The 19,471-nt window shown below is 67.8% G+C and carries 15 protein-coding genes; 7 read left to right on the top strand and 8 right to left on the bottom strand.

The window, feature by feature from the left end; genetic code table 11:
- Positions 1-26: 26 nt before the first annotated feature.
- On the top strand, positions 27-1,049 hold the full coding sequence (locus ACP7B7_RS07895; protein WP_426076286.1) for an alpha/beta hydrolase: 1,023 nt from the start codon (positions 27-29) through the stop codon (positions 1,047-1,049).
- Here the strand turns inward: ACP7B7_RS07895 and ACP7B7_RS07890 are convergent.
- Positions 1,033-3,330, bottom strand: a complete 2,298-nt coding sequence (locus ACP7B7_RS07890) for an FdhF/YdeP family oxidoreductase (protein WP_426076285.1) — start codon at positions 3,328-3,330, stop codon at positions 1,033-1,035. The two genes, ACP7B7_RS07895 and ACP7B7_RS07890, sit on opposite strands and share 17 nt — an antisense overlap.
- Positions 3,331-3,444: 114 nt before the next feature.
- Here ACP7B7_RS07890 and ACP7B7_RS07885 point away from each other — a divergent pair, with 114 nt between their 5' ends.
- Both ACP7B7_RS07885 and ACP7B7_RS07880 read left to right on the top strand, forming a co-directional pair.
- On the top strand, positions 3,445-4,107 hold the full coding sequence (locus ACP7B7_RS07885; protein ID WP_308920806.1) for a response regulator transcription factor: 663 nt from the start codon (positions 3,445-3,447) through the stop codon (positions 4,105-4,107).
- Positions 4,104-5,411 (top strand): ATP-binding protein, encoded by a 1,308-nt coding sequence (locus ACP7B7_RS07880; RefSeq protein ID WP_308920807.1) that lies wholly within the window; start codon positions 4,104-4,106, stop codon positions 5,409-5,411. Before ACP7B7_RS07885 ends, ACP7B7_RS07880 begins: the two co-directional genes overlap by 4 nt.
- On the opposite strand, the gene ACP7B7_RS07875 is transcribed toward ACP7B7_RS07880, so the two are convergent.
- The 4 genes from ACP7B7_RS07875 to ACP7B7_RS07860 form a co-directional block, all read right to left on the bottom strand.
- Positions 5,405-6,205 carry a hypothetical protein gene (locus ACP7B7_RS07875; protein ID WP_308920808.1) on the bottom strand — a complete coding sequence of 267 codons (801 nt, stop codon included), beginning with the start codon at positions 6,203-6,205 and terminating at the stop codon, positions 5,405-5,407. The two genes, ACP7B7_RS07880 and ACP7B7_RS07875, sit on opposite strands and share 7 nt — an antisense overlap.
- Positions 6,206-6,325: 120 nt before the next feature.
- Positions 6,326-7,204 (bottom strand): LysR family transcriptional regulator, encoded by an 879-nt coding sequence (locus tag ACP7B7_RS07870; RefSeq protein WP_426076284.1) that lies wholly within the window; start codon positions 7,202-7,204, stop codon positions 6,326-6,328.
- A gap of 15 nt (positions 7,205-7,219) precedes the next feature.
- Complete coding sequence (locus tag ACP7B7_RS07865) at positions 7,220-8,425, bottom strand: MFS transporter (RefSeq protein WP_426076283.1); 1,206 nt, start codon at positions 8,423-8,425, stop codon at positions 7,220-7,222.
- A gap of 58 nt (positions 8,426-8,483) precedes the next feature.
- The gene (locus ACP7B7_RS07860; RefSeq protein WP_426076282.1) at positions 8,484-10,754 is read right to left on the bottom strand and encodes a putative bifunctional diguanylate cyclase/phosphodiesterase; all 2,271 of its coding nucleotides are present in this window, start codon (positions 10,752-10,754) and stop codon (positions 8,484-8,486) included.
- A 236-nt stretch (positions 10,755-10,990) separates the two neighbouring features.
- On the opposite strand from ACP7B7_RS07860, the gene ACP7B7_RS07855 reads away from it, so the two are divergent.
- On the top strand, positions 10,991-11,143 hold the full coding sequence (locus ACP7B7_RS07855; RefSeq protein WP_426076281.1) for a hypothetical protein: 153 nt from the start codon (positions 10,991-10,993) through the stop codon (positions 11,141-11,143).
- A 3-nt stretch (positions 11,144-11,146) separates the two neighbouring features.
- Here the strand turns inward: ACP7B7_RS07855 and ACP7B7_RS07850 are convergent, their stop codons facing one another.
- The 3 genes from ACP7B7_RS07850 to ACP7B7_RS07840 all read right to left on the bottom strand — a co-directional run bounded on the left by ACP7B7_RS07850 (position 11,147) and on the right by ACP7B7_RS07840 (position 13,657).
- Complete coding sequence (locus tag ACP7B7_RS07850) at positions 11,147-11,785, bottom strand: NAD(P)H-dependent oxidoreductase (protein WP_426076280.1); 639 nt, start codon at positions 11,783-11,785, stop codon at positions 11,147-11,149.
- Between the two features lie 82 nt (positions 11,786-11,867).
- Positions 11,868-12,938, bottom strand: a complete 1,071-nt coding sequence (locus ACP7B7_RS07845) for an ATP-binding protein (protein WP_426076279.1) — start codon at positions 12,936-12,938, stop codon at positions 11,868-11,870.
- Entirely contained in the window at positions 12,938-13,657 is a 720-nt protein-coding gene (locus tag ACP7B7_RS07840; protein WP_426076278.1) for a response regulator, read from the bottom strand. The genes ACP7B7_RS07845 and ACP7B7_RS07840 overlap by 1 nt, the downstream gene beginning before the upstream one ends.
- Before the next feature lie 132 nt (positions 13,658-13,789).
- Here ACP7B7_RS07840 and ACP7B7_RS07835 point away from each other — a divergent pair, with 132 nt between their 5' ends.
- The 3 genes from ACP7B7_RS07835 to ACP7B7_RS07825 are packed head-to-tail and all read left to right on the top strand — an operon-like array spanning position 13,790 to position 19,447.
- Positions 13,790-14,917: an efflux RND transporter periplasmic adaptor subunit gene (locus tag ACP7B7_RS07835; RefSeq protein ID WP_426076277.1), complete on the top strand. Its 1,128-nt coding sequence runs from the start codon at positions 13,790-13,792 to the stop codon at positions 14,915-14,917.
- Between the two features lie 25 nt (positions 14,918-14,942).
- A complete protein-coding gene (locus tag ACP7B7_RS07830) occupies positions 14,943-18,074 on the top strand; it encodes a multidrug efflux RND transporter permease subunit (RefSeq protein ID WP_426076276.1) in 3,132 nt (1,043 codons plus the stop codon).
- On the top strand, positions 18,074-19,447 hold the full coding sequence (locus ACP7B7_RS07825) for an efflux transporter outer membrane subunit (protein WP_426076275.1): 1,374 nt from the start codon (positions 18,074-18,076) through the stop codon (positions 19,445-19,447). Before ACP7B7_RS07830 ends, ACP7B7_RS07825 begins: the two co-directional genes overlap by 1 nt.
- Positions 19,448-19,471 lie beyond the last annotated feature (24 nt).

Below are 19,471 nucleotides of genomic sequence, written 5' to 3'. Positions count from 1 at the left end.
CGGTTTTGCACCGTTCGGGATAGCCCATGCCCTTGTTCACGCCCTTGTCCACGCCTTTGCCAACGATCCGCCAGCCCGCCCTGGCCGCGTTTGACGCCGCCACCCTGGCCGAGGCGCGGCGTTTCAACCGCTGCCTGGCCTGGGCGCCACGGCTGCGCATCCGCAACCGTGTCACGCCGATGCTGGTGCAGTCGCTGCTGCGCCTGGGGCAGGTCGCCGACGGCGCCAGGCTGGCGCGGGCCGGCGTGCGCGCCAGCCGCGAATTTGCCGAGTGCGACGGCCTGCGCGTGCCGGTGCGTATCCTGACAGGTACGCGGCCCGCGCGTGCCGTGGTGCTGGACTTTCATGGCGGCGGCTGGGTGATCGGCAACGCGCAGATGAACGACGGGCTTAATATCGCGCTGGTAAACGCCTGCGAGGTGACGGTGGTGTCGGTCGACTACCGGCTGATGCCGTCCCACACCTTGCAGGACATGCTGGACGACTGCCTGGCGGCCGCGCGCTGGCTTTTGGAGACACAGTTTGCGGGTCTCCCCATTTTTGTGGTGGGCGAATCGGCCGGCGGCCACCTGGCGGCAGCGACCCTGCTGCGGCTCAAGCAGTGGCCGCCGCTGCTGGCGCGCATCGAGGGCGTGGTGCTGTATTACGGCGTGTACGACCTGGCCGGCACGCCCAGCGTGCGCGCGGCCGGGCCGGATACCTTGCTGCTGCACGGTCCCAGCATGGCCGCTTCGATGCGCATGCTGACGCCGGGTCTGGATGAAGCGGAGCAGCGCTTGCCGCCGCTGTCGCCACTTTACGGCGCGCTGGACGGCATGCCGCCGGCCTTGATGATCGCCGGCGAACGCGATCCGCTGCGCGACGACACGGTGCTGATGGCGCGGCGCTGGGGCGAAGTGGCCGATGTGGAGCTGCACCTGCCGCCGGAAGCGGCGCATGGCTTTATCCGCTTTCCCATCGCGCTGGCGCGCCAGGTACAGGCGCGCACGCATGCATGGCTCAATGAGCGTATCAATGCGCGGATCGCCGCCGTCAGGCCGCCGCCTTGATCAGCCTCACCGCAATCGATTTCCCCGCCGGCACCATGCTCTCCACCGCGTGGTGAGCCAGCGGCAGCAGCGGATTGCACTCGGGATAGTAGCCGGCGATGCAGCCGGGCGGCACGTCGTAGCCCACCAGCCGCAGGCCATTGACGCGGCGTTTGATGCCGTCCGGCGCCACGCCATGCACGTCGACCAGCGCGCCTTCGGCAAACCCGAGGCGGATGATGTCGATGGCATTGACCAGCAACACGCGCCGGCCGCCATAGATGCCGCGGAAACGGTCGTCTTCATTGTAGATGGTGGTATTGAACTGGCTGTCGCTGCGGATGGTAAACATGCGCAGCACATTGCCGCCCGGCTGCGCCTGGTCCGGGTCTTCCCGCAGGGTTGCCGGCGTGATGAAATTGGCCAGGCCGTTCGGTGTTTTCCATACGCGCTGGGCGGCGGGCACGGGACGGCGAAAACCACCGGGCTGCCACATGCGCGCGTTGAAGTCATGGAAGATGTCGGGATAGGTGACGGCGATCGCGTCGCGCACGGTGGCATAGTCGGCCACCCAGGCATCCCACGGCGCCAGCGCAAAGCGTTCGGGCGGCAGCATGGCGCGCGCCAGTGCGGCGACAATCGCTGGCTCCGAGCGCAAGGTGGCGGCAGCCGGTTCGGCACGGCCGCGCGAGCCGTGCATGCAGCCGGTGCTGTCTTCGACCGAGACAGCCTGCTCGCCGCTGGCCTGGCGGTCGATCTCGATGCGGCCCAGGCAGGGCAGCAGATAGGTCACCGCGCCCGGCACCAGGTGGCTGCGATTGAGCTTGGTGGCGATCTGCACCGACAGGCGCAGCTTGCCCCAGGCCGGTTCCAGCACGTCCGTGTCGGGTGCGGCGCGCAGGAAATTGCCGCCCAGGCTGATAAAGGCCTTTACAGACCCGTCCAGCAGTCCTTCGCAGGCGGTGACGGTGTTGAGGCCTTTGTGGCGTGGCGGCTCGAAGCCATATTGTTTTTTCAGTTGGGCTAGCGGCGCCAGTTCCGGCTTTTCCGTGATGCCCACCGTGCGCTGGCCCTGCACGTTCGAGTGGCCGCGCACGGGGCAGATGCCGGCGCCCGGCTTGCCGATATTGCCGCGCAAAAGCAGGAAATTCGACAGCATCTGCACGTTCTGCACGCCGTGGCGGTGCTGGGTCAGGCCCATGCCGAAGATGCCGATCACGCGTTCGGCCCTGGCATAGGTCTGTGCCGCCGTTTCCAGATCGGCGCGGCCCAGGCTTGACTCGCGTTCGATATCGAGCCAGGAGGTGGCGCGCGCCGCGCCGGCGAAATCGTCGAAACCCGAGGTGTGCCCGGCCAAAAAAGGCGCATCGAGCACGCGCGCATTGCCAGCGGCCTGCGCCGCGTCGTCCGCTTCGATCAGCGCCTTGCACAGCCCCATCAGTGCCGCACTGTCGCCGCCCGCTTTCACCTGCAGATACTGGGTGGTGATCTGTGTTTCGGCGGGAGTGAGCATGTCGGCCGGCGACTGCGGATTGGCAAAGTGCAGCAGGCCCGTCTCGCGCAGCGGATTGAAGGTGATCACCGGAATGCCACGCTTGCGCGCTTCCTGCAGCTGGTGCAGCATGCGCGGGCTGTTGGTGCCCACGTTCTGCCCGAAAAAAAAGATGCAGTCGGCCTGTTCGAAGTCGTCCAGCACCACGGTGCCGATCGGCACACCGATGGTCTTCGGCAGCGCCACCGAGGTGCTTTCGTGGCACATATTGGAGCTGTCGGGCAGGTTGTTATTGCCGTACATGCGCGCGGCCAGCTGGTACATATACGACGTTTCCAGCGAGGCGCGCCCGGAACTGTAGAACACCACGCTGCCCGGCGCCATCGGGCGCAGTTCCGCGCCGATTGCCGCAAACGCCGCATCCCAGCTGGTTTCCACATAACGGTCGCTGGCCGGGTCCCAGCGCAGCGGCACCGTCAGCCTGCCCACGCTTTCCAGTTCATGGTCGCTCCAGGTGCGCAGTTCGGCCAGGGTATGCTGGCTGAAAAAATCGGCGCCGATTTTCTTGCTGGTGATTTCCCAGGCCGTGGCCTTGGCGCCGCTTTCGCAAAATTCGAACGGATGCGGATTGGCCGGCTTGGCCCAGGCGCAGCCGACGCAGGCATAGCCTTCGGTCTTGTTCTGGTGCAGCATCAGGCCGCCGCCCTTGAACAGCACGCCTTCGGTCAGCAGCGCGGCGCCCACCTCCTTGACGGAACCCCAGCCGCCGGCAGGGTGGGGGTAGGGATCGGTATGGCTGGCATTCGTCATGGCGGGCTCCGCAGTGTTGGTTATCCAGTGCACGGTACGTGCGATTGCGGCCCGCCTCTGTGCTGCGCCTAACAGTCAGGGTAAGATGGCGTACTGTCAAAGAGGAGTATCCGGGTGCGATTGCTGCTGGTGGAAGATGATCCGATGATCGGCGAGAGCCTGGTCGATGGCCTGCGTGGCGAAAGCTATGCGGTGGACTGGGTGCGCGACGGCCGCGAGGCGCAGCTGGCGCTCGACGGTTTCGAGTATGACCTGATGCTGCTCGACCTGGGCCTGCCCGGCCTGCAGGGCATGGACGTGCTGCGCGCGGCGCGCAAGCGCGGGGCCGACCTGCCGGTGCTGATCATCACGGCGCGCGACGGCACGCCGGCCCGCGTCGAAGGCCTCGATGCGGGCGCCGACGATTACCTGGTCAAGCCGTTCGACCTCGACGAACTGCTGGCCCGCCTGCGCGCCTTGCTGCGCCGGCGCAGCGGCCATACGCGCTCGGTGATCGAGCATGGCGGCGTGACGCTGGACCTGGCCAGCCATGAAGCGAGCTTTCATGGCGTGCCCGTCAAGCTGGCGCGGCGCGAGTTTTCCGTGCTGCGCGCCTTGCTCGACAATCCAGGCAAGGTGATCACCAAGAGCCAGTTCGAGGAAAAACTGTACGGCTGGGACAGCGAAGTGGAAAGCAACACCGTCGACGTGTATATCTACCAGCTGCGCAAGAAGTTCGGCGCCGACCTGATCCAGACCGTGCGCGGCGTCGGCTACAAGATCCGGGTGGCGCCATGACCAGCATTCGCCACCGCCTGTTGCTGGGCCTCCTGGGCGCGACCCTGCTGTGCGTGCTGGGGGCCGGCGCCTCGCTGTACTTTTCGCTGCTGGAAGAAACCAATGAGGTGGGCGACCTTCAACTGCGCCAGCTGGCGGTGGCCGTGCCCGGTGAATTCGCGCCCGATACGGGCCGCCCGTCGCCGCAGGACCCGGAAGAAGCGTTCGTGCTGCAGTCGTGGGACGAGCGCGGCGCGCTGCTGTATGCGGCCGCCGGCAAGCCACAATTGCCGCGCTATGTGCTGGACGGCTTTACCCGGGTGAAGGTGAACGGCCTGCGCTGGCGCCTGTATGGCGAAACGCGGCGCGGCCGCTATGTGCAGGTGGCGCAGACCATGAATGTGCGGCGCCACCTGGCGCTCAGCATGGCCTGGCGCGCCGGCTCGCCGCTGCTGGCATTCGCCCTGATGCTGGCGCTGGTGATCGTGGTGGTGGTGCGGCGCGCGCTGCAGCCGCTGGACCGCCTGGCCGACAGCGTGGCCGGGCGCTCGCCCGATGCGCTGACACCGTTGGCGATGCAGCAGATGCCGCCCGAACTGCGGCCGGTGGTGCTGGCACTGAATGGCCTGATGCGCAAATTCGACGAGGCGATCACGGCCCAGCGCACCTTTGTCGCCGACGCGGCGCACGAACTGCGCTCGCCGCTGACGGCATTGAAATTGCAGCTGCAGGTGGCCGAACGGGCCACCAGCGACGCGGCGCGCAGCGTGGCGTTGAAAAAACTGCACGACCGGCTCGACCGCAGCACCCACCTGGTGCGCCAGTTGCTGAGCCTGGCCCGCCACGAAGCGGCGCTGGCGCCGGGCCAGCTGCGCACGGTCGACCTGGGCCAGCTGCTGGCCGGCGCCGTGGCCGACCATGGCGCGCTGGCCGACAGCCGCGAGATCGACCTGGGTGTGGTGGCGCCGGCGCAAGTGCTGGTCGAGGCCGATCCCGACGGCTTGCAGGTGCTGCTCAATAACCTGGTCGACAATGCCCTGCGCTACACGCAGCCGGGCGGCACGGTGGACCTGGAAGCGGCGCGCGTCGACGGGCGCGCCATGCTGCGCGTGCGCGACAACGGCCCCGGCGTGCCGGAAGAGCATCGCGCGCGCCTGTTCGACCGTTTTTATCGCCCCGACGGCCACGATGCCTGGGGCTGCGGCCTGGGTCTGTCCATCGTGCGCAATATCGCCGACCATCACCAGGCCGGCATCGAACTGGCCGAGAGCGGCGAGGGCAGGGGGCTGTGCGTGACGGTGTGGTTTGCGCCGCCGGCTCAATAATCCTTGCAAACGGCCTCGTCGAAGGCCGGATAGCCGGCGCTCGGCAGCTTGTTCATCCACAGGCGCAGGAAGTCGCGCGCATCGGGCCGCACCGCATACTGGCCATCGTCGATCAGGATGGTTTCCAGGCGGCTCAGTTCCCGGCACGTCAGGCGCGGCTCCTGCATCGCCAGCAGCATCGCCAGGATTTCCGGCATCACCTGCGCCGGCTGGTCGCCGTGCCTCAGCTCATTGTAGCGGCGGTTATATTCGGCCCTGGCATAGGCGCTGAAATCGGGCCGGAAGCCGAAGGCGACGGGGTCGTCGTACAGCGCATACACCAGCGGAAAATAGCGTGGCCCCGTCATGCCGGGAAAGACGTCGCGCCGCATCACCATGCCGCGCGCGCGGCCATCGCGCCGGATCACCAGGGGCCCGCTGCCGTCCTGCAGGTCGAGGGTGGCCATTTCCAGCGCCGCGCCCACCTGGCGAAACACTTTATACGTCGTATGCCGGCCACCCAGGGTGCCGCATAGCGCCACCAGCTGCGGCGTGAGCTGGCTGACCGCCGCGATCTCGCCGCAGCCGGCCTGCAAGGGTGTCTCTTCGGAGTAGACTTCATGTCCGTCGGCGCGCAGCACGCTGATGCGGCCCAGCGGCTGGCCGTGCAGATCGCCCGGCCCGTTTTCGACGCGCGGCTCGAAGCGGAACACGCGGGCGGTGTCGCCGTTGCCGGTCTGCAGCTGGGCGGCCAGGCAGCTGGTGCTGGCCAGTGCGGTCAAGAAAAGGAAGGGCAGGCGAAGATGGCACAGCATACGCAGATTGTGAGTTGGTTAGAAGAAACAAAATGGTAGCATAATCAATATGCATTGTTGCAATGATTTATTGCTAACTTCGACGGCCGGCGACGGCATGCCCGGCGTCTTTTGCGGCAATCAGGGATGCGCTGCGCCCAGTGCCGCGTGGATGGCGCCGAACAGCGGCTCTTGCGCGCGGCTGGCCAGGTGGGCGAACAGCTGGCTGACGGCCGGATGGGCCACGCACAGCAGGTCGACTTCGCCCAGGCGCTGCGCGTCGAGCGCCGTGTCGCCATGCAGCAGGCCGATGCCCAGGCGCTGCGCCAGCATCGGGCGCATCACGCTTTCGCGGTCGATGCTGATGATGCGGCGCGGGCGGAACCGGTGGGCCTGGAACAGCTGCTCGGCGGCACCGCCGCAGCACAGGCTGGCCGGCGCGAAGATCCACGGCAGTTCGCCCAGGGCGGCCCAGTCCAGCGGTGCGCGCGGGTCGACCATGCCGGCCGGCGCGGCCAGGTAGATGGGAAAGCGCGCCATTTCGCGCGTGGCCAGGTCGTCGCCCGGCGTGCCTGCTTCGTTGTAGAAGCCGGCGTCCAGCACGCCGCTGCGGATGGCGGCCAGGGTGGCGCCGGAGCTGCCGTATTCCAGCGACACTTCCACCTCCGGATGCTGTTCGGCGAAGCGCCGCAGCAGCCTGCCGATCAGCGCCGTGTCCGATTGCCCGCCGACGCCGATGCGCAACCGGCCGGCCAGCCGGCCTTTCAGCATGGCCGCTTCATCGATCAGCGCGCGGTGGCTGGCGATGGTGTGCTCGGCCATGGCCAGGATGCGCTGGCCGTGAGCCGTCAGGCGCATGCCGCGCGCGGTGCGGTCGAACAGGGCCAGGCCCAGGTATTCCTCCATGCCCTTGATGTGGGCGCTGACGGCGGGCTGGCTCAGGAACAGGCGTTCGGCGGCGCGCGTGATGCTGCCTTCGCGCGCCACGCAGGCAAAGGTTTTCAGGTGCAGGATATCCATGCGTCCATGGTAGCGTCATTTGCCGCGCCGTGCGATCGCCAGCGCGACGATCAGCACGACGGCCGCCACCGCAAACGCGGCGTGCATGCCGCGCGCGACGGCATCGCCCGGCGCCGTCGTCACGTCGCCGCCCGTCGCCAGGGTGAACACGCCTGCCATCAGGGAGGCGCCCGCCACCAGTCCCAGGTTGCGCGACAGGCTCATCCAGCCGGCCACGCCGCCGCGCCGGCCCGGCGCCACGCCCGTCATCATGGCCGTGTTGTTGGCCGCCTGGAACAGCGCGTAGCCCGCCGTCAGCAGCACCAGCGGCAAGGCATACGCGGCCACGCCCAGGCTGGCCGGCAGCAGCGCCAGCGCCAGGCAGGCCAGCGCCGCGCACAGCAAGCCGGCCTTGAGCATGCGCTGCGCGCCATGGCGGTCGACCAGGCGCCCGGCCGGCACGCCGCACAGGGCGGCGGCCAGCGGCCCCAGCGCTAGCACCAGCCCGCTCACGGCGCTGTCCAGCTGCAGGCCGCGCGCCAGGTAGAACGGCCCCACCACCAGCGTCGTCATCATGACGGCCGAGACCAGCGCGCTGGCGAGCAGGCCCGCAGCCAGCGCGGGTGCGGTGCGCAGGGCCAGGCGCGGCGGCGGCAAGCCCGGCGCTTGCCGGCCTTCGGGCAGGTAGCGCCACGCCAGCAGCAGCGCCAGGCCGGCCAGCGGAAGATTGACCAGGAACAGCGATGGCCAGCCGTAACGGGCCAGCAGCAGGCCGCCCAGCGCCGGCCCCAAGGTGGTGCCCAGGGCCGACATGCTGCCCAGCAGTCCCATCGCGCTGCCCGCACGCCGCTGGCTGACGGCGCCGGCCGCCATCGCCATGGCCAGCGCCAGCATGACGGCCGCGCCGGCGCCCTGCGCGATGCGCGCGGCCACCAGCAGCGGCAAGTTGGGCGCCAGCGCGCACAGCAGCGAGGCCATGGCGAACACGGCGATGCCCGCCAGCAGCAAACGGCGCCGGCCCAGCCGGTCGCCCAGGCGGCCGGCGTTGACGGACAGGGCGGTCACGGCCAGCAGGTAGGCCAGCACCACCCACTGCACCTGGCTGAAAGGCGCCTGCAGGCTGGCGGCGATCGCCGGCACGCCGATATTGGCGATGCTGGCGCCCAGCGCCGGCAGCAGCGTGGCCAGCGACAAGGCGGCCAGCGCGCCGCGCGCGGCCGGTAGCACGGTAGAAGTTTGCATGAGGTATCCATCGGAAAGATGGCCCACCTTACGCGACTGCCCGATGGCGGGCAATTCGTCAATCCGGAGCCGCCCCCTCAGGAAAGCCGAGGGCTTGCAAAGCGATGGATTGCACCAGCGCCTGCGCCGCCATCGGCCGGGCGATATGGTAGCCCTGCAGATAGTGGCAGCCCATCGCCTGCAGGATGGCGGCCTGCCCGGCGGTTTCCACGCCTTCGGCCACCACTTCCATGCCCAGGCTGGCGCCCATGGCGACGATGGTGGCGGCCAGGCTGCGGCCGCGTTCGTTGTGCTCGATCTGCAGCACGAAGGAGCGGTCGATCTTCAGCGTGTCGAGCCGGAAGCGGGCCAGGTAGGCCAGCGAGGAATAGCCGGTGCCGAAGTCGTCCAGCGACAGGCTCACGCCCAGTGCGCTCAGGCGCGACAGCGCCACTTGCACCCGGTCGGTATCGTCGAGCAGCACGCGCTCGGTCAGTTCCAGCTCCAGACGCCGCGCCGGCAGGCCGTGCGCATCGAGCGCGCGCCGGACCTGGTCGGTGAAGCCCGGGTCGAGCAGTTGCTTCGCCGAGACATTGATGCTGACGATCAGGTCGCCCAGCTCGCCCTGCCACTGCGCCAGCTGGCGGCACGCCGCCTGCAGCACCCAGTGGCCCAGTTCCACGATCAGCTCGCTGTCTTCCGCCACCGGAATGAAGCGGTCGGGCGGCACCATGCCCAGCTGCGCGCTGTGCCAGCGCAGCAGCGCCTCGACCTTGCGCAGCTGCCGGCCATCGGCCGTGACGATGGGCTGGTAGACCAGCTGCAGTTCGTTTGCGACGATGGCCGAACGCAGCGCGCCGTCAATCGTCAGGGCCTCCCTGGCGTGCGCCGTCATGCCGTCGTCAAACAAGCGCAGGTGGCCGCGGCCCGCCTTTTTTGCCTCGTACATGGCGATATCGGCATTGCGTATCAGCGCGTCGGCGCTGGCGCCATGCTGCGGATGGCAGGCCACGCCGATGCTGGCCGAGACCGACAGCGCCTGCAGCGGCAAGCTGAACGGCGCCGCCAGGGCGTCGAGGATGCGCTGGCCGACCACGCGCGCCATGGCGACGGCGGCGCCGGGCAGCACGATAATGAATTCATCGCCGCCGAAGCGCGCCACGAAGGCCTGCTTTGGTAACACGCCCTGCAGGCGCTGCGCGAACTGGCACAGCAGCCGGTCGCCGGTTTCATGGCCGAAAGTATCGTTGATGCGCTTGAATCGGTCCAGGTCGATGAAGAACAGCGCGCACTCGCCGCCCGCCTGCCGGGCCTGTTGCACACAGCGCTCCAGCTCCTGCAGCAGGCCGTGGCGGTTGAACAGGTCCGTCACCGGATCATGGTGGGCCGCGCGGTGCAGCAGGGCATCTTTTTTTTGCCGCTCGCTGATGTCGAACAGCTGCACCATGCAATACAGCTGGCCGCTCTCGATATACGGCGAGGCGATCATTTCCAGCGGCAAGGCATGGCCGCCGGCCAGGGCGATGGTGGCCGTTTCGATAAACGGATAAGCGCCTTGCGCCGCTTCGAAACGGCGGAAGTACGCGGCCGCCTCATGGCGCGAGGCGAACAGCCGGTGGTCGGCCACGTGCGTGCCGATCAGGGCGGCGGCGTGCACCCGGCCCAGCAGCGTGGCGCAGGGTTCATTGGCCACCTGGATATGGCCGCCGCGATCGTGGATCAGGAAGCCGCTGCTGAGGCTGTCGATGGTGTGCACATAGCGGTGGCGGATTTTTTCCTGTACCGCATGAACCAGGCACAGCATCGAGATGGTCTTGATGGCGATCGAATATATGAACCAGGATTGGTAGTCGGCGGGTATCCAGTCCAGCGAGTTGGCCAGGTTGTAGAGGCCGCGCACGATCAGCACCATGCCCAGGAAACGATAGCGGTTGCGATGCAAGCCCAACCTCAGGCCCGACCACACCATCGCCGAGCCCAGCCCGGCGGCCGTCATCCATTGCGCGCGCAGCGGGTGGCCGTCCCAAAAGCCATACAGGCCCATGACGCCCAGGCCGCATGCCAGCATGAGCGGACGCAGATGGCGCCGGCGCAGATGGCCGAGAAAATATTCGGTGCCAGCGACGAAGCCGGCCACGGCGCCGCACAAGCTCAGTGCCGCGAACAGATAGTGCATCGATGAGCGCTCGCCGAGTATCCAGCTGGCCGAACCGAGGCTGAGCGACAGCTGGCCGCAGGCCCACAGCAGCGCATGCCATTCGCTGCGCTGCCTGGCCCACAGGAACAACAGGATGGCGATCAGGATGGCGTCTGCCGCCAGGGAAAATAGGATATAGGTCTGTGGTGCCATGGGAGATCGGATGAGCGCCAGGGGCGGAAGAGTAAGTTACTGTTGGTCCATGACAGCCTCATCTTACCTCAGGCCATGGGCTTGCGATAGGGCAGCCCCGCGCGGCAGGAACAGGGTCGCCACCAGGCCGTGGCCGCCGGTGCCCGCATTGCGCGACGATTCGACGCGGTAGAACGGTTCCATGGCGTGCGCCACCAGGGCTTCGGGAATGGCCGGGGCCCTGGTCGCGTACTTCGATGATCAGGCGAACGGGTGCGCCGTCGCCGGCCGTACTGGGCCTGACGGGCGCATACCATAATCTGTTGCGCATATGGGGGGTAAATCGGCCAGGCATGAAAAAAGCGGATGCCGCCCCAGGACAGCATCCGCTTTTCAGCAGGGCAGGATGATGCTTACGCCACTTCGGTGACGAACTCGTCTTGCGGACGGCGTACTTTTTCCAGGTTCTGCAGCCAGTCGCCTTCGCCGGCGCGGTAACCGAGCGGCAGGATCACCACCGAACGCAGGCCGCGCGCGCTCAAGCCCAGGATCTCGTCGACCTTGGCCGGATCAAAACCTTCCATCGGCACCGAATCGACTTTTTCCTGCGCTGCGGCGATCAGGGCCGTGCCCACGCCGATATAGGCCTGGCGGGCAGCGTGCTGGTAATTGGTTTCCGCGTCGCGCTGCGGGTAGGTGGCCAGGATCTGCTGGCGGTAGGCTTCCCAGCCTTCGTTCTTGAAGCCGCGTACGGTATTGACCAGGTCAAACATGTGGTTGATGCGTTCCACGGTGTAATTGTCCCAGGCGGCAAATACCAGCAGGTGCGAGCAATCGGTCACTTGCGCTTGGTTCCATGCATGCGGCTTGATCTGCGCGCGCAGGTCCGGGTTGGTGACGACGAACACTTCATACGGCTGCAGGCCGCTGGAGCTGGCCGTCAGGCGCACGGCTTCCACGATGCGGTCAACTTTCTCCTGTGGCACCGCTTTCGACGGGTCCATCTTTTTGGTGGCGTAACGCCATTGCAGGTCTTGCAGCAAATCGCTCATGGGAATCCTTTTCCAATAAATTGTTCAGACTGGAAATGATAGCGGATTCGGCCATTTCAAGTGCAAGGCCGCAAACAGTTGTCTATGCCACTGGTTTGGCCGGCCAGCGAACGGTGAAGCGGCTGCCACCCGCGGCGCTGCGCGTGCACGACGCGCTGCCGCCATGCGCGCGGGCGATGGCGTCGACCACCGCCAGCCCAAGCCCGCTGCCGTTCGACGCTTGCACGCGCGCGCCGATGCCGCGCCGGAAGGCATCGAAGACATGGCGCGCCAGTTCCTCGGGCATGCCGGGGCCGGCGTCTTCCAGCGTCAGCACGTAATCGCCGCCGTCGAGGCGGGTGCGCAGCGCGAGCGGGCCGGGATCGGCGTAGCGGCGCGCATTGTCGAGCAGGGCCAGCACCACTTGCGCGATGCGGGCCGCGTCGCAATCGACGGCTTGCCCGCACAGGTCCAGCCGCAGCCGCAGGCCGGCAGCGGCCAGTGCGGGCGCCAGCACGCGCGCCACGTCGCCGATTTCCTGCTCCAGGTCGGTGGCGGCCAGGCGCAGCCGCATCTGGCCGCTGTCGGCCAGGCTCAGGGTGCGCAGGTCTTCGATCAGGCGGCCCAGGCCTTCCACCTGCGCCAGCAGGCTGCCGAACTCCACCTCTTCGGGCCTGAACACGCCGTCGACCACGCCCTGCAAGGTGCCGCGCAAGATGGTCACGGGTGTACGCAGCTCGTGCGCGATGGCCGCGTTCCAGGTCAGGATGTCCTGCTCACCCTTTTGCAGCCGTTCGGCCATGCGGTTGAAATCGTCGACCAGCATCGCCGTCTCGCCCAGGCTGCGGTCGCCGGCCATGGCGCGCGCGGCCAGGTCGCCATGCGCGACCCTGCGCACGCTGTCCATCACGGAATTGATGGGCGTGAGGATGCGCGCGGCCAGCTTGACGGCAAAAAACGCGGCCAGCAGCAGGCCGAAGATGGTAATGGCCAGTATCCACAGCCATTCGACGGAGGTTGGCGACCAGTCGTCGGGCTCGGACAGCATGGCGGGATCGATCCTGAAGGCGACCGCATAGAAGATCCACGAGCCGATCCAGATCAGCAGGATGCCGCACACCATCAGCACCGACATCGACAGCACGATCTGCCGGTTCAATCCCGTCAGGCGCATCAGGCTTCGCCTTCCAGCCGGTAGCCCACGCCGCGCAGGCAGGCCGGCATATTGGCCACGCCCGCTTCCTCGAGCTTCTTGCGCAGCTTGCTGACATGGCTGTCCACCGTGCGTTCCAGGGTATTGCCCTCGGGCAGGCAGGCTTCCAGCAGTTCGAGCCGGCTGCACACGCGCCGCGGCGTGCGCGCCAGGTGGGCCAGCAGGCGAAATTCGGTCAGGGTCAGGTTCAGGGCGCTGGCCACGCCATCGTGCAGCACGCTGGCGGCATAGCTTTCCTGGTCGATTTCGATCGGGCCGCAGCGCAGCCGCGCCGGCGGCACGGCGGCCGGGCGCGCGCGCGAACGGCGCAGCACGGCCGCCACCCGCGCCACCACTTCGGCCGGATTGAAGGGCTTGACGATATAGTCGTCGGCGCCCACGCGCAGGGCCGCCAGCTTGTCGGCGTCCTGGTCGCGCGCGGTCAGCATGATGACGGGCGTGTCGCCGCGCCGGCGCACCTGCGCCAGCACTTCCCAGCCGTCACACAGCGGCATCTGCACGTCGAGCAGCAGCAGGTCGGGCGAGAGCGCCAGGTGCTGCGCCAGCGCCTGGCGGCCATCAAGGGCGAACGCCGTGCGGTAGCCGTCGCGCCCGAGGTAGCCAGCCAGGATGCGGGCGATCTGCGGCTCGTCTTCGGCGATCAATACAAGGGGAGAGAGGGGTTCTGGCAGGTGGTTCATGCGCGCAGTCTAGCACCGTTCACGGTCTCCATCGAATCTCCACATTTCCTCGACGAAACTTCCACGCGGCGCTTTTATGCTGGCGTATCAGTCGACCGGACCGCCGGTCGGGATACGCCACAGAGAAAGTCCATGCACGCCAACCGACCCTACACAACCACGCTCGCCATCGCGGCCGCCTTGCTCGGCCTTGCCGCCTGTTCCAAACCCCAGGAAGCGCCACCGGCCGCGCCGCCGCCGTCGGTGACGGTGCTCAAGCTGCAAGCCGCGCCGGTGGTGCTCAGCGACGAATTGCCCGGCCGCGTGGCCGCCTTCCGCACGGCCGATATCCGCCCGCAAGTGGGCGGCATCGTGCTGCGCCGGCTGTTCGAGCAGGGCGCCGACGTGAAGCCCGGCCAGAAGCTGTTCCAGCTGAATGCGGCGCCGTTCCAGGCGGAGGCCGATGCCGCCGCCGCCGCCCTGCAAAGCGCGCTCGCCACCGCCAACCGCGCCGGCGTGCAGGCCGAGCGCTTGAAACCGCTGATGGAGGCCGACGCCATCAGCCGGCAGGCTTATGACGACGCCGTGACCCAGCGCGAGCAGGCCGTCGCCAGCGTGGCGCAGGCGCGCGCGGCCCTGGCGCGGCGCCGGCTGGACCTGGCCTTCGCCAGCATCGACGCGCCGATCGCCGGACGCATCGGTTCCGAACTGGTCACCGAAGGCGCGCTGGTGGGCACCGCCGACACGGCGCCGATGGCGCGCATCGAGCAGATCGACAAGGTGTACGTGGACGTGCGCCAGCCGGCGGCCGCCTTGATGGCCCGCGCCGACGCGGAGGGCAAGCTGCCCGTCACCATCCTCGGCGCCGACGGCAAAGCTTACGCGCAGACGGGCCGCATCCTGTATTCCGGCACCAGCATCGACGCCGGCACGGGTGACGCCACCATCCGCGTGCTGGTCGACAATCCGCAGCGCGCGCTGTTGCCCGGTATGTTCGTGCGCGCCCGCATCGCCCGTGCCAGCGTGCCTGATGGCTTGCTGGTGCCGCAGCAGGCCGTGCTGCGCGCCGGCGACGGCCAGGCCCAGGCCTGGGTGCTGGACCGGGCCAACAAGGCCAGCCTGCGTCCGGTCGAGGTGGGCGACGTGATCGACCATCAGTATGTGGTTTCCAAAGGACTGAAGGCGGGCGAGACGCTGGTGGTCGAAGGCCAGGAACGGCTGCAGCCGGGCGTGGCCGCCACGCCGCAAGCCTGGCAACGCGCCGCCGCGCCGGCCCCATGATGATTGCTCACTGAAAGCTCAAGACATGCCTCAATTTTTTATCGACCGCCCGGTGTTTGCCTGGGTGGTGGCGATCTTTATCGTCCTGCTCGGACTGATCGCCATACCGCAATTGCCGATTGCGCGCTTTCCCTCGGTGGCGCCGCCCAGCGTCAGCATCAGCGCCAGTTATCCCGGCGCCACGCCGCAGACCATGAACGACTCCGTGATCGGCCTGATCGAGCGCGAACTGTCGGGCGTGAAAAACCTGCTGTATTTCGAATCGTCGTCCGATACCTCGGGTTCGGCGTCGATCACCGTCACCTTCAAGCCGGGCACCAATCCGGAGCTGGCGCAGGTGGACGTGCAGAACCGCTTGAAGGCGATCGAGCCGCGCCTGCCGCAAGCGGTGCGCCAGAACGGCCTGGGCGTGGAATCGGCGTCCTCGGGTTTCCTGATGATCGTCAGCCTGAACGCCCCCAACGGTGCTTACGACGAAGTGGCGCTGGGCGACTACCTGGCGCGCAACGTGACGGAAGAACTGCGCCGCATCCCCGGCGTGGGCAAGGTGCAGCTGTTCGGCTCCGAGCGCGCGATGCGCATCTGGGTCGATCCGGCCAAGCTGGTCGCCTATGACATCGCCATGGGCGACATCACGGCCGCCGTGGCGCAGCAGAACGCGCAGATCGCGCCGGGCCGCCTGGGCGACTCGCCGGCCGTCAAGGGCCAGCGCGTGACCATTCCGCTCACCGTGCAGGGTCAGTTGCAAACGCCGCAGGAATTCGCCGCCATCGTGCTGCGCGCCAACCGCGACGGCTCGAAGGTGACCATCGGCGACGTGGCGCGGGTGGAGCTGGGGGCGCAAAGCAGCAACTTCAGCATCCGCGAAAACGGCCATGGCGCGTCGGGCGCCGCCGTCAGCCTGTCGCCGGGCGCCAACGCCGTGCAGACCGCCAGCGCCATCCGCGCGCGCATGGCCGAACTGGCGCCGGCCATGCCGGCCGGGATGCAGTACTCGGTGCCGTTCGACACCGCGCCGTTCGTGAAAATCTCGATCGAAAAAGTGGTCATGACGCTGATCGAGGCGATGGTGCTGGTGTTCCTGGTGATGTATCTGTTCCTGCAAAAGATACGCTACACCCTGATCCCCGCCATCGTCGCGCCGATCGCCTTGCTCGGCACCTTTACCGTGATGCTGCTGGCCGGTTATTCGGTCAATGTGCTGACCATGTTCGGCATGGTGCTGGCGATCGGCATTATCGTCGATGACGCCATCGTGGTGGTCGAGGCGGTGGAGCGGCTGATGGCCACCGAAGGCCTGTCGCCGAAAGAGGCCACGTCGAAGGCGATGCGCGAGATCACCGGCGCGGTGGTCGGCATCACGCTGGTGCTGACGGCCGTCTTTATTCCGATGGCGCTGGCCAGCGGCTCGGTGGGCGCCATCTACCGCCAGTTCACGCTGGCGATGGCGGTATCGATTTTGTTCTCGGCCTTCCTGGCGCTGAGCCTGACGCCGGCCCTGTGCGCCACCATGTTGAAACCGATAGGCCCGCACGACCATGAAAAGAAAGGCTTTTTCCGCTGGTTCGACCGCCAGTTCGAGCGCATGACGGCGCGCTATGAACAGGGCGTGGTGGTGATGGTGAAACGTGCCGGACGCTCCATGCTGATCTACGGCGGTGTGCTGGCCGCGCTGGCGTTTGCCTTCCTGCGCCTGCCGTCGGCCTTCCTGCCGGAAGAAGACCAGGGCTACTTCATCACCTCGATGCAGTTGCCGTCGGATGCCACCATGGAGCGCACTCTGGACGTGGTGAAGCAGTTCGAGCGGCATGTGGCGGCTCGCCCGGGGATTGAAAACAACCAGTCCGTGCTGGGCTTCAGCTTTTCCGGTGCGGGACCGAACGCGGCGCTGGCGTTCACCATGCTGAAGGACTGGAAGCAGCGCGACGGCGCCACCGCGCAGGAAGAAGTGCTGCATGCGCAAATGGCGATGGCCAGCGCGAAGGAGGGCATGATCATGAGCCTGATGCCGCCCGCCATCGATGAACTGGGCAATTCGTCCGGCTTTTCGTTGCGCCTGCAGGACCGCGCCAACCAGGGCATCGCCGCCCTGCAGGCCGCGCAGAACCAGTTGCTGGGCCTGGCCGCGCAAAGCGGCAAGGTGGCCGGCGTGTATCCGGACGGCCTGCCGCCGGGCGCCAGCGTGCGACTGGAGATCGACCGCGCCAAGGCCGAAGCGCTGGGCGTGTCGTTTGGCGCCGTCAGCGAGATGCTGACAGCGGCCATGGGTTCCACCTATGTCAACGATTTTCCGAACGCGGGCCGCATGCAGCAGGTGATCATCCAGGCCGATGCGCCGTCGCGCATGCAGCTGAACGATGTGCTGGCGCTGCGCATCCGCAACAGCGCCGGTGGCATGGTGGCGCTGGGCCAGCTGGTGCGGCCCGTGTGGAGCGAAACGCCGCTACAGCTGGTGCGCTTCCAGGGTTATCCGGCGGCGCGCATTTCGGGCAGCGCCGCGCCTGGCGTGTCGAGCGGCGACGCCATGCTGGAAATGGAAAGGCTGGTGAGCCAGCTGCCGCCCGGCTTTGCGCTGGCCTGGACCGGACAGTCGCTGCAGGAAAAAGAGTCGGCTTCGCAGGCGCCGATGCTGATGGCCTTGTCGATGCTGGTGGTGTTCCTGGTGCTGGCGGCCCTGTATGAAAGCTGGTCTATCCCGCTGTCGGTGATGCTGGTGGTGCCGCTGGGCCTGTTGGGCGCGGTGCTGGCGGTGACCCTGCGCGGCATGCCGAACGATGTGTTCTTCAAGGTCGGCATGATCACGATTATCGGCCTGTCGGCGAAGAACGCCATTTTGATCGTGGAATTCGCCCGCCAGTTGCAGGCGCAGGGCAAGGGCCTGGTGGAGGCCACCGTGGAAGCGGCGCGCCTGCGCCTGCGCCCCATCCTGATGACCTCGCTCGCCTTTGCGCTGGGCGTGGTGCCTTTGATGCTGGCCAGCGGCGCCAGCGCCGAGACCCAGCATGCGATCGGCACGGGGGTCTTTGGCGGCATGATCACAGCCACCGTGCTGGCCGTCTTCTTCGTGCCCGTGTTCTTTGTCGTTGTGCTGAGCGCGGTGGACAAGCTGGGGCAACGCTGGAGAAAAAGTAACCATGTAGTACAAGGAGAGTCGTGATGCGGTGCCGTTTTATATTACCTATGGCCGTGATGGCTGCCGCCTTGTCGGCCTGCAGCCTGACCCCAGTGCTGGTCAAGCCGGCGCTGCCGGTGCCAGACACATATGACGCCGGCGCCGTCGCCGGCCAGGGCAATGCGGCGGACCTGGGCTGGCGCCAGATGCTGCTCGACGCGCGTCTGCAGCGCCTGGTGGAGCTGGCTTTGCTGAATAACCGCGACCTGCGCGTGGCGGCGCTGAACGTGGACGCCGTGCGCGCCCAATACCAGATCCAGGACAGCGCGCGCTTTCCCGCCATCGGCGCCAGCGCCGGCGGCGTGCGCCAGCGCATGACGGCTGCAACGCAAAACCAGTTCACGGCGGGCGTGGCCATGAGCGCCTTCGAGATCGACCTGTTCGGCCGCCTGCGTTCCCTGTCCGACGCCGCCTTTGCGCGCTACCTGGCCACGGAACAGGGCCGGCGCACGGCGCAGATGGCCCTGATCGCCGCCGTGGCCGACGCCTATCTGGAGGAAAGGCTGGCCACGGAACAGCTGGAGCTGACGCAAGCGACCCTGCGCGACTGGCGCCAGGCACTGAGCATCACGCAGCGCCTGCACGCGGCGCGGCAGGGCAGCGGCCTCGATCTGGCGCAGGCCGAAGGGCAGGCGGCGACGGCCGAAGCGGACCTGCAGGCGCGCGAACGGGCGCGCCAGCTGGCGCGCAACAACCTGGAGCTGCTGCTGGGCGGCCCGCTGCCTGGCGACCTGCCGGCCGGGCGCGCGCTCGATGCCCAGCCCGTGCTGACGCAGCTGCCGGCCGGGGTGCCGTCGGACCTGCTGGCGCGCCGGCCCGACATCCAGCAGGCGGAACAGGCGCTGGTGGCGGCCAATGCGGACATCGGCGCCGCGCGCGCCGCCTTCTTTCCCCGCTTGTCGCTGACGGCGCAGCTGGGCTTTGCCAGCCCGGAAGTGGGCGAGCTGTTTCGCGGCAGCGCGCGCAGCTGGTCGTTCGCGCCGCAGGTCACGCAGCCGCTGTTCCAGGGCGGCCAGCTGCGCGCCGAGCTGCGCCTGTCGCAGATCCGCAGCGAGGTGGCGGTGGTGCAGTACGAGCAGGCGATACAGGGCGCGTTTCGCGAAGTGCGCGATGGCCTGGCCGGCAGCCAGACCTATGCGCAGCAGATCGCCGCGCAGCAGCGCGTGGCGGCCAGCGCCGAACAGCGGCGCATACTGTCGCAACTGCGCTACGGCGCCGGCCAGGACAGCCGCCTGGAGCTGCTCGACGCACAACGGCAGTCATATGCTTCGCAGCAAACTTTGCTAGACTTGCGGCGTGACCAGTTCAAGTCGGCCGTGGCCCTGTACAAGGCGCTGGGCGGAGGGCTGGAAGAGTAACCGCCTGCCGCTGACCGGGGGAGT

It is taken from the genome of Janthinobacterium sp. PSPC3-1 (genome assembly GCF_049896105.1).
Classification (GTDB): Bacteria; Pseudomonadota; Gammaproteobacteria; order Burkholderiales; family Burkholderiaceae_D; genus Janthinobacterium.
This window is presented reverse-complemented; position numbering and strand designations above follow the sequence as displayed.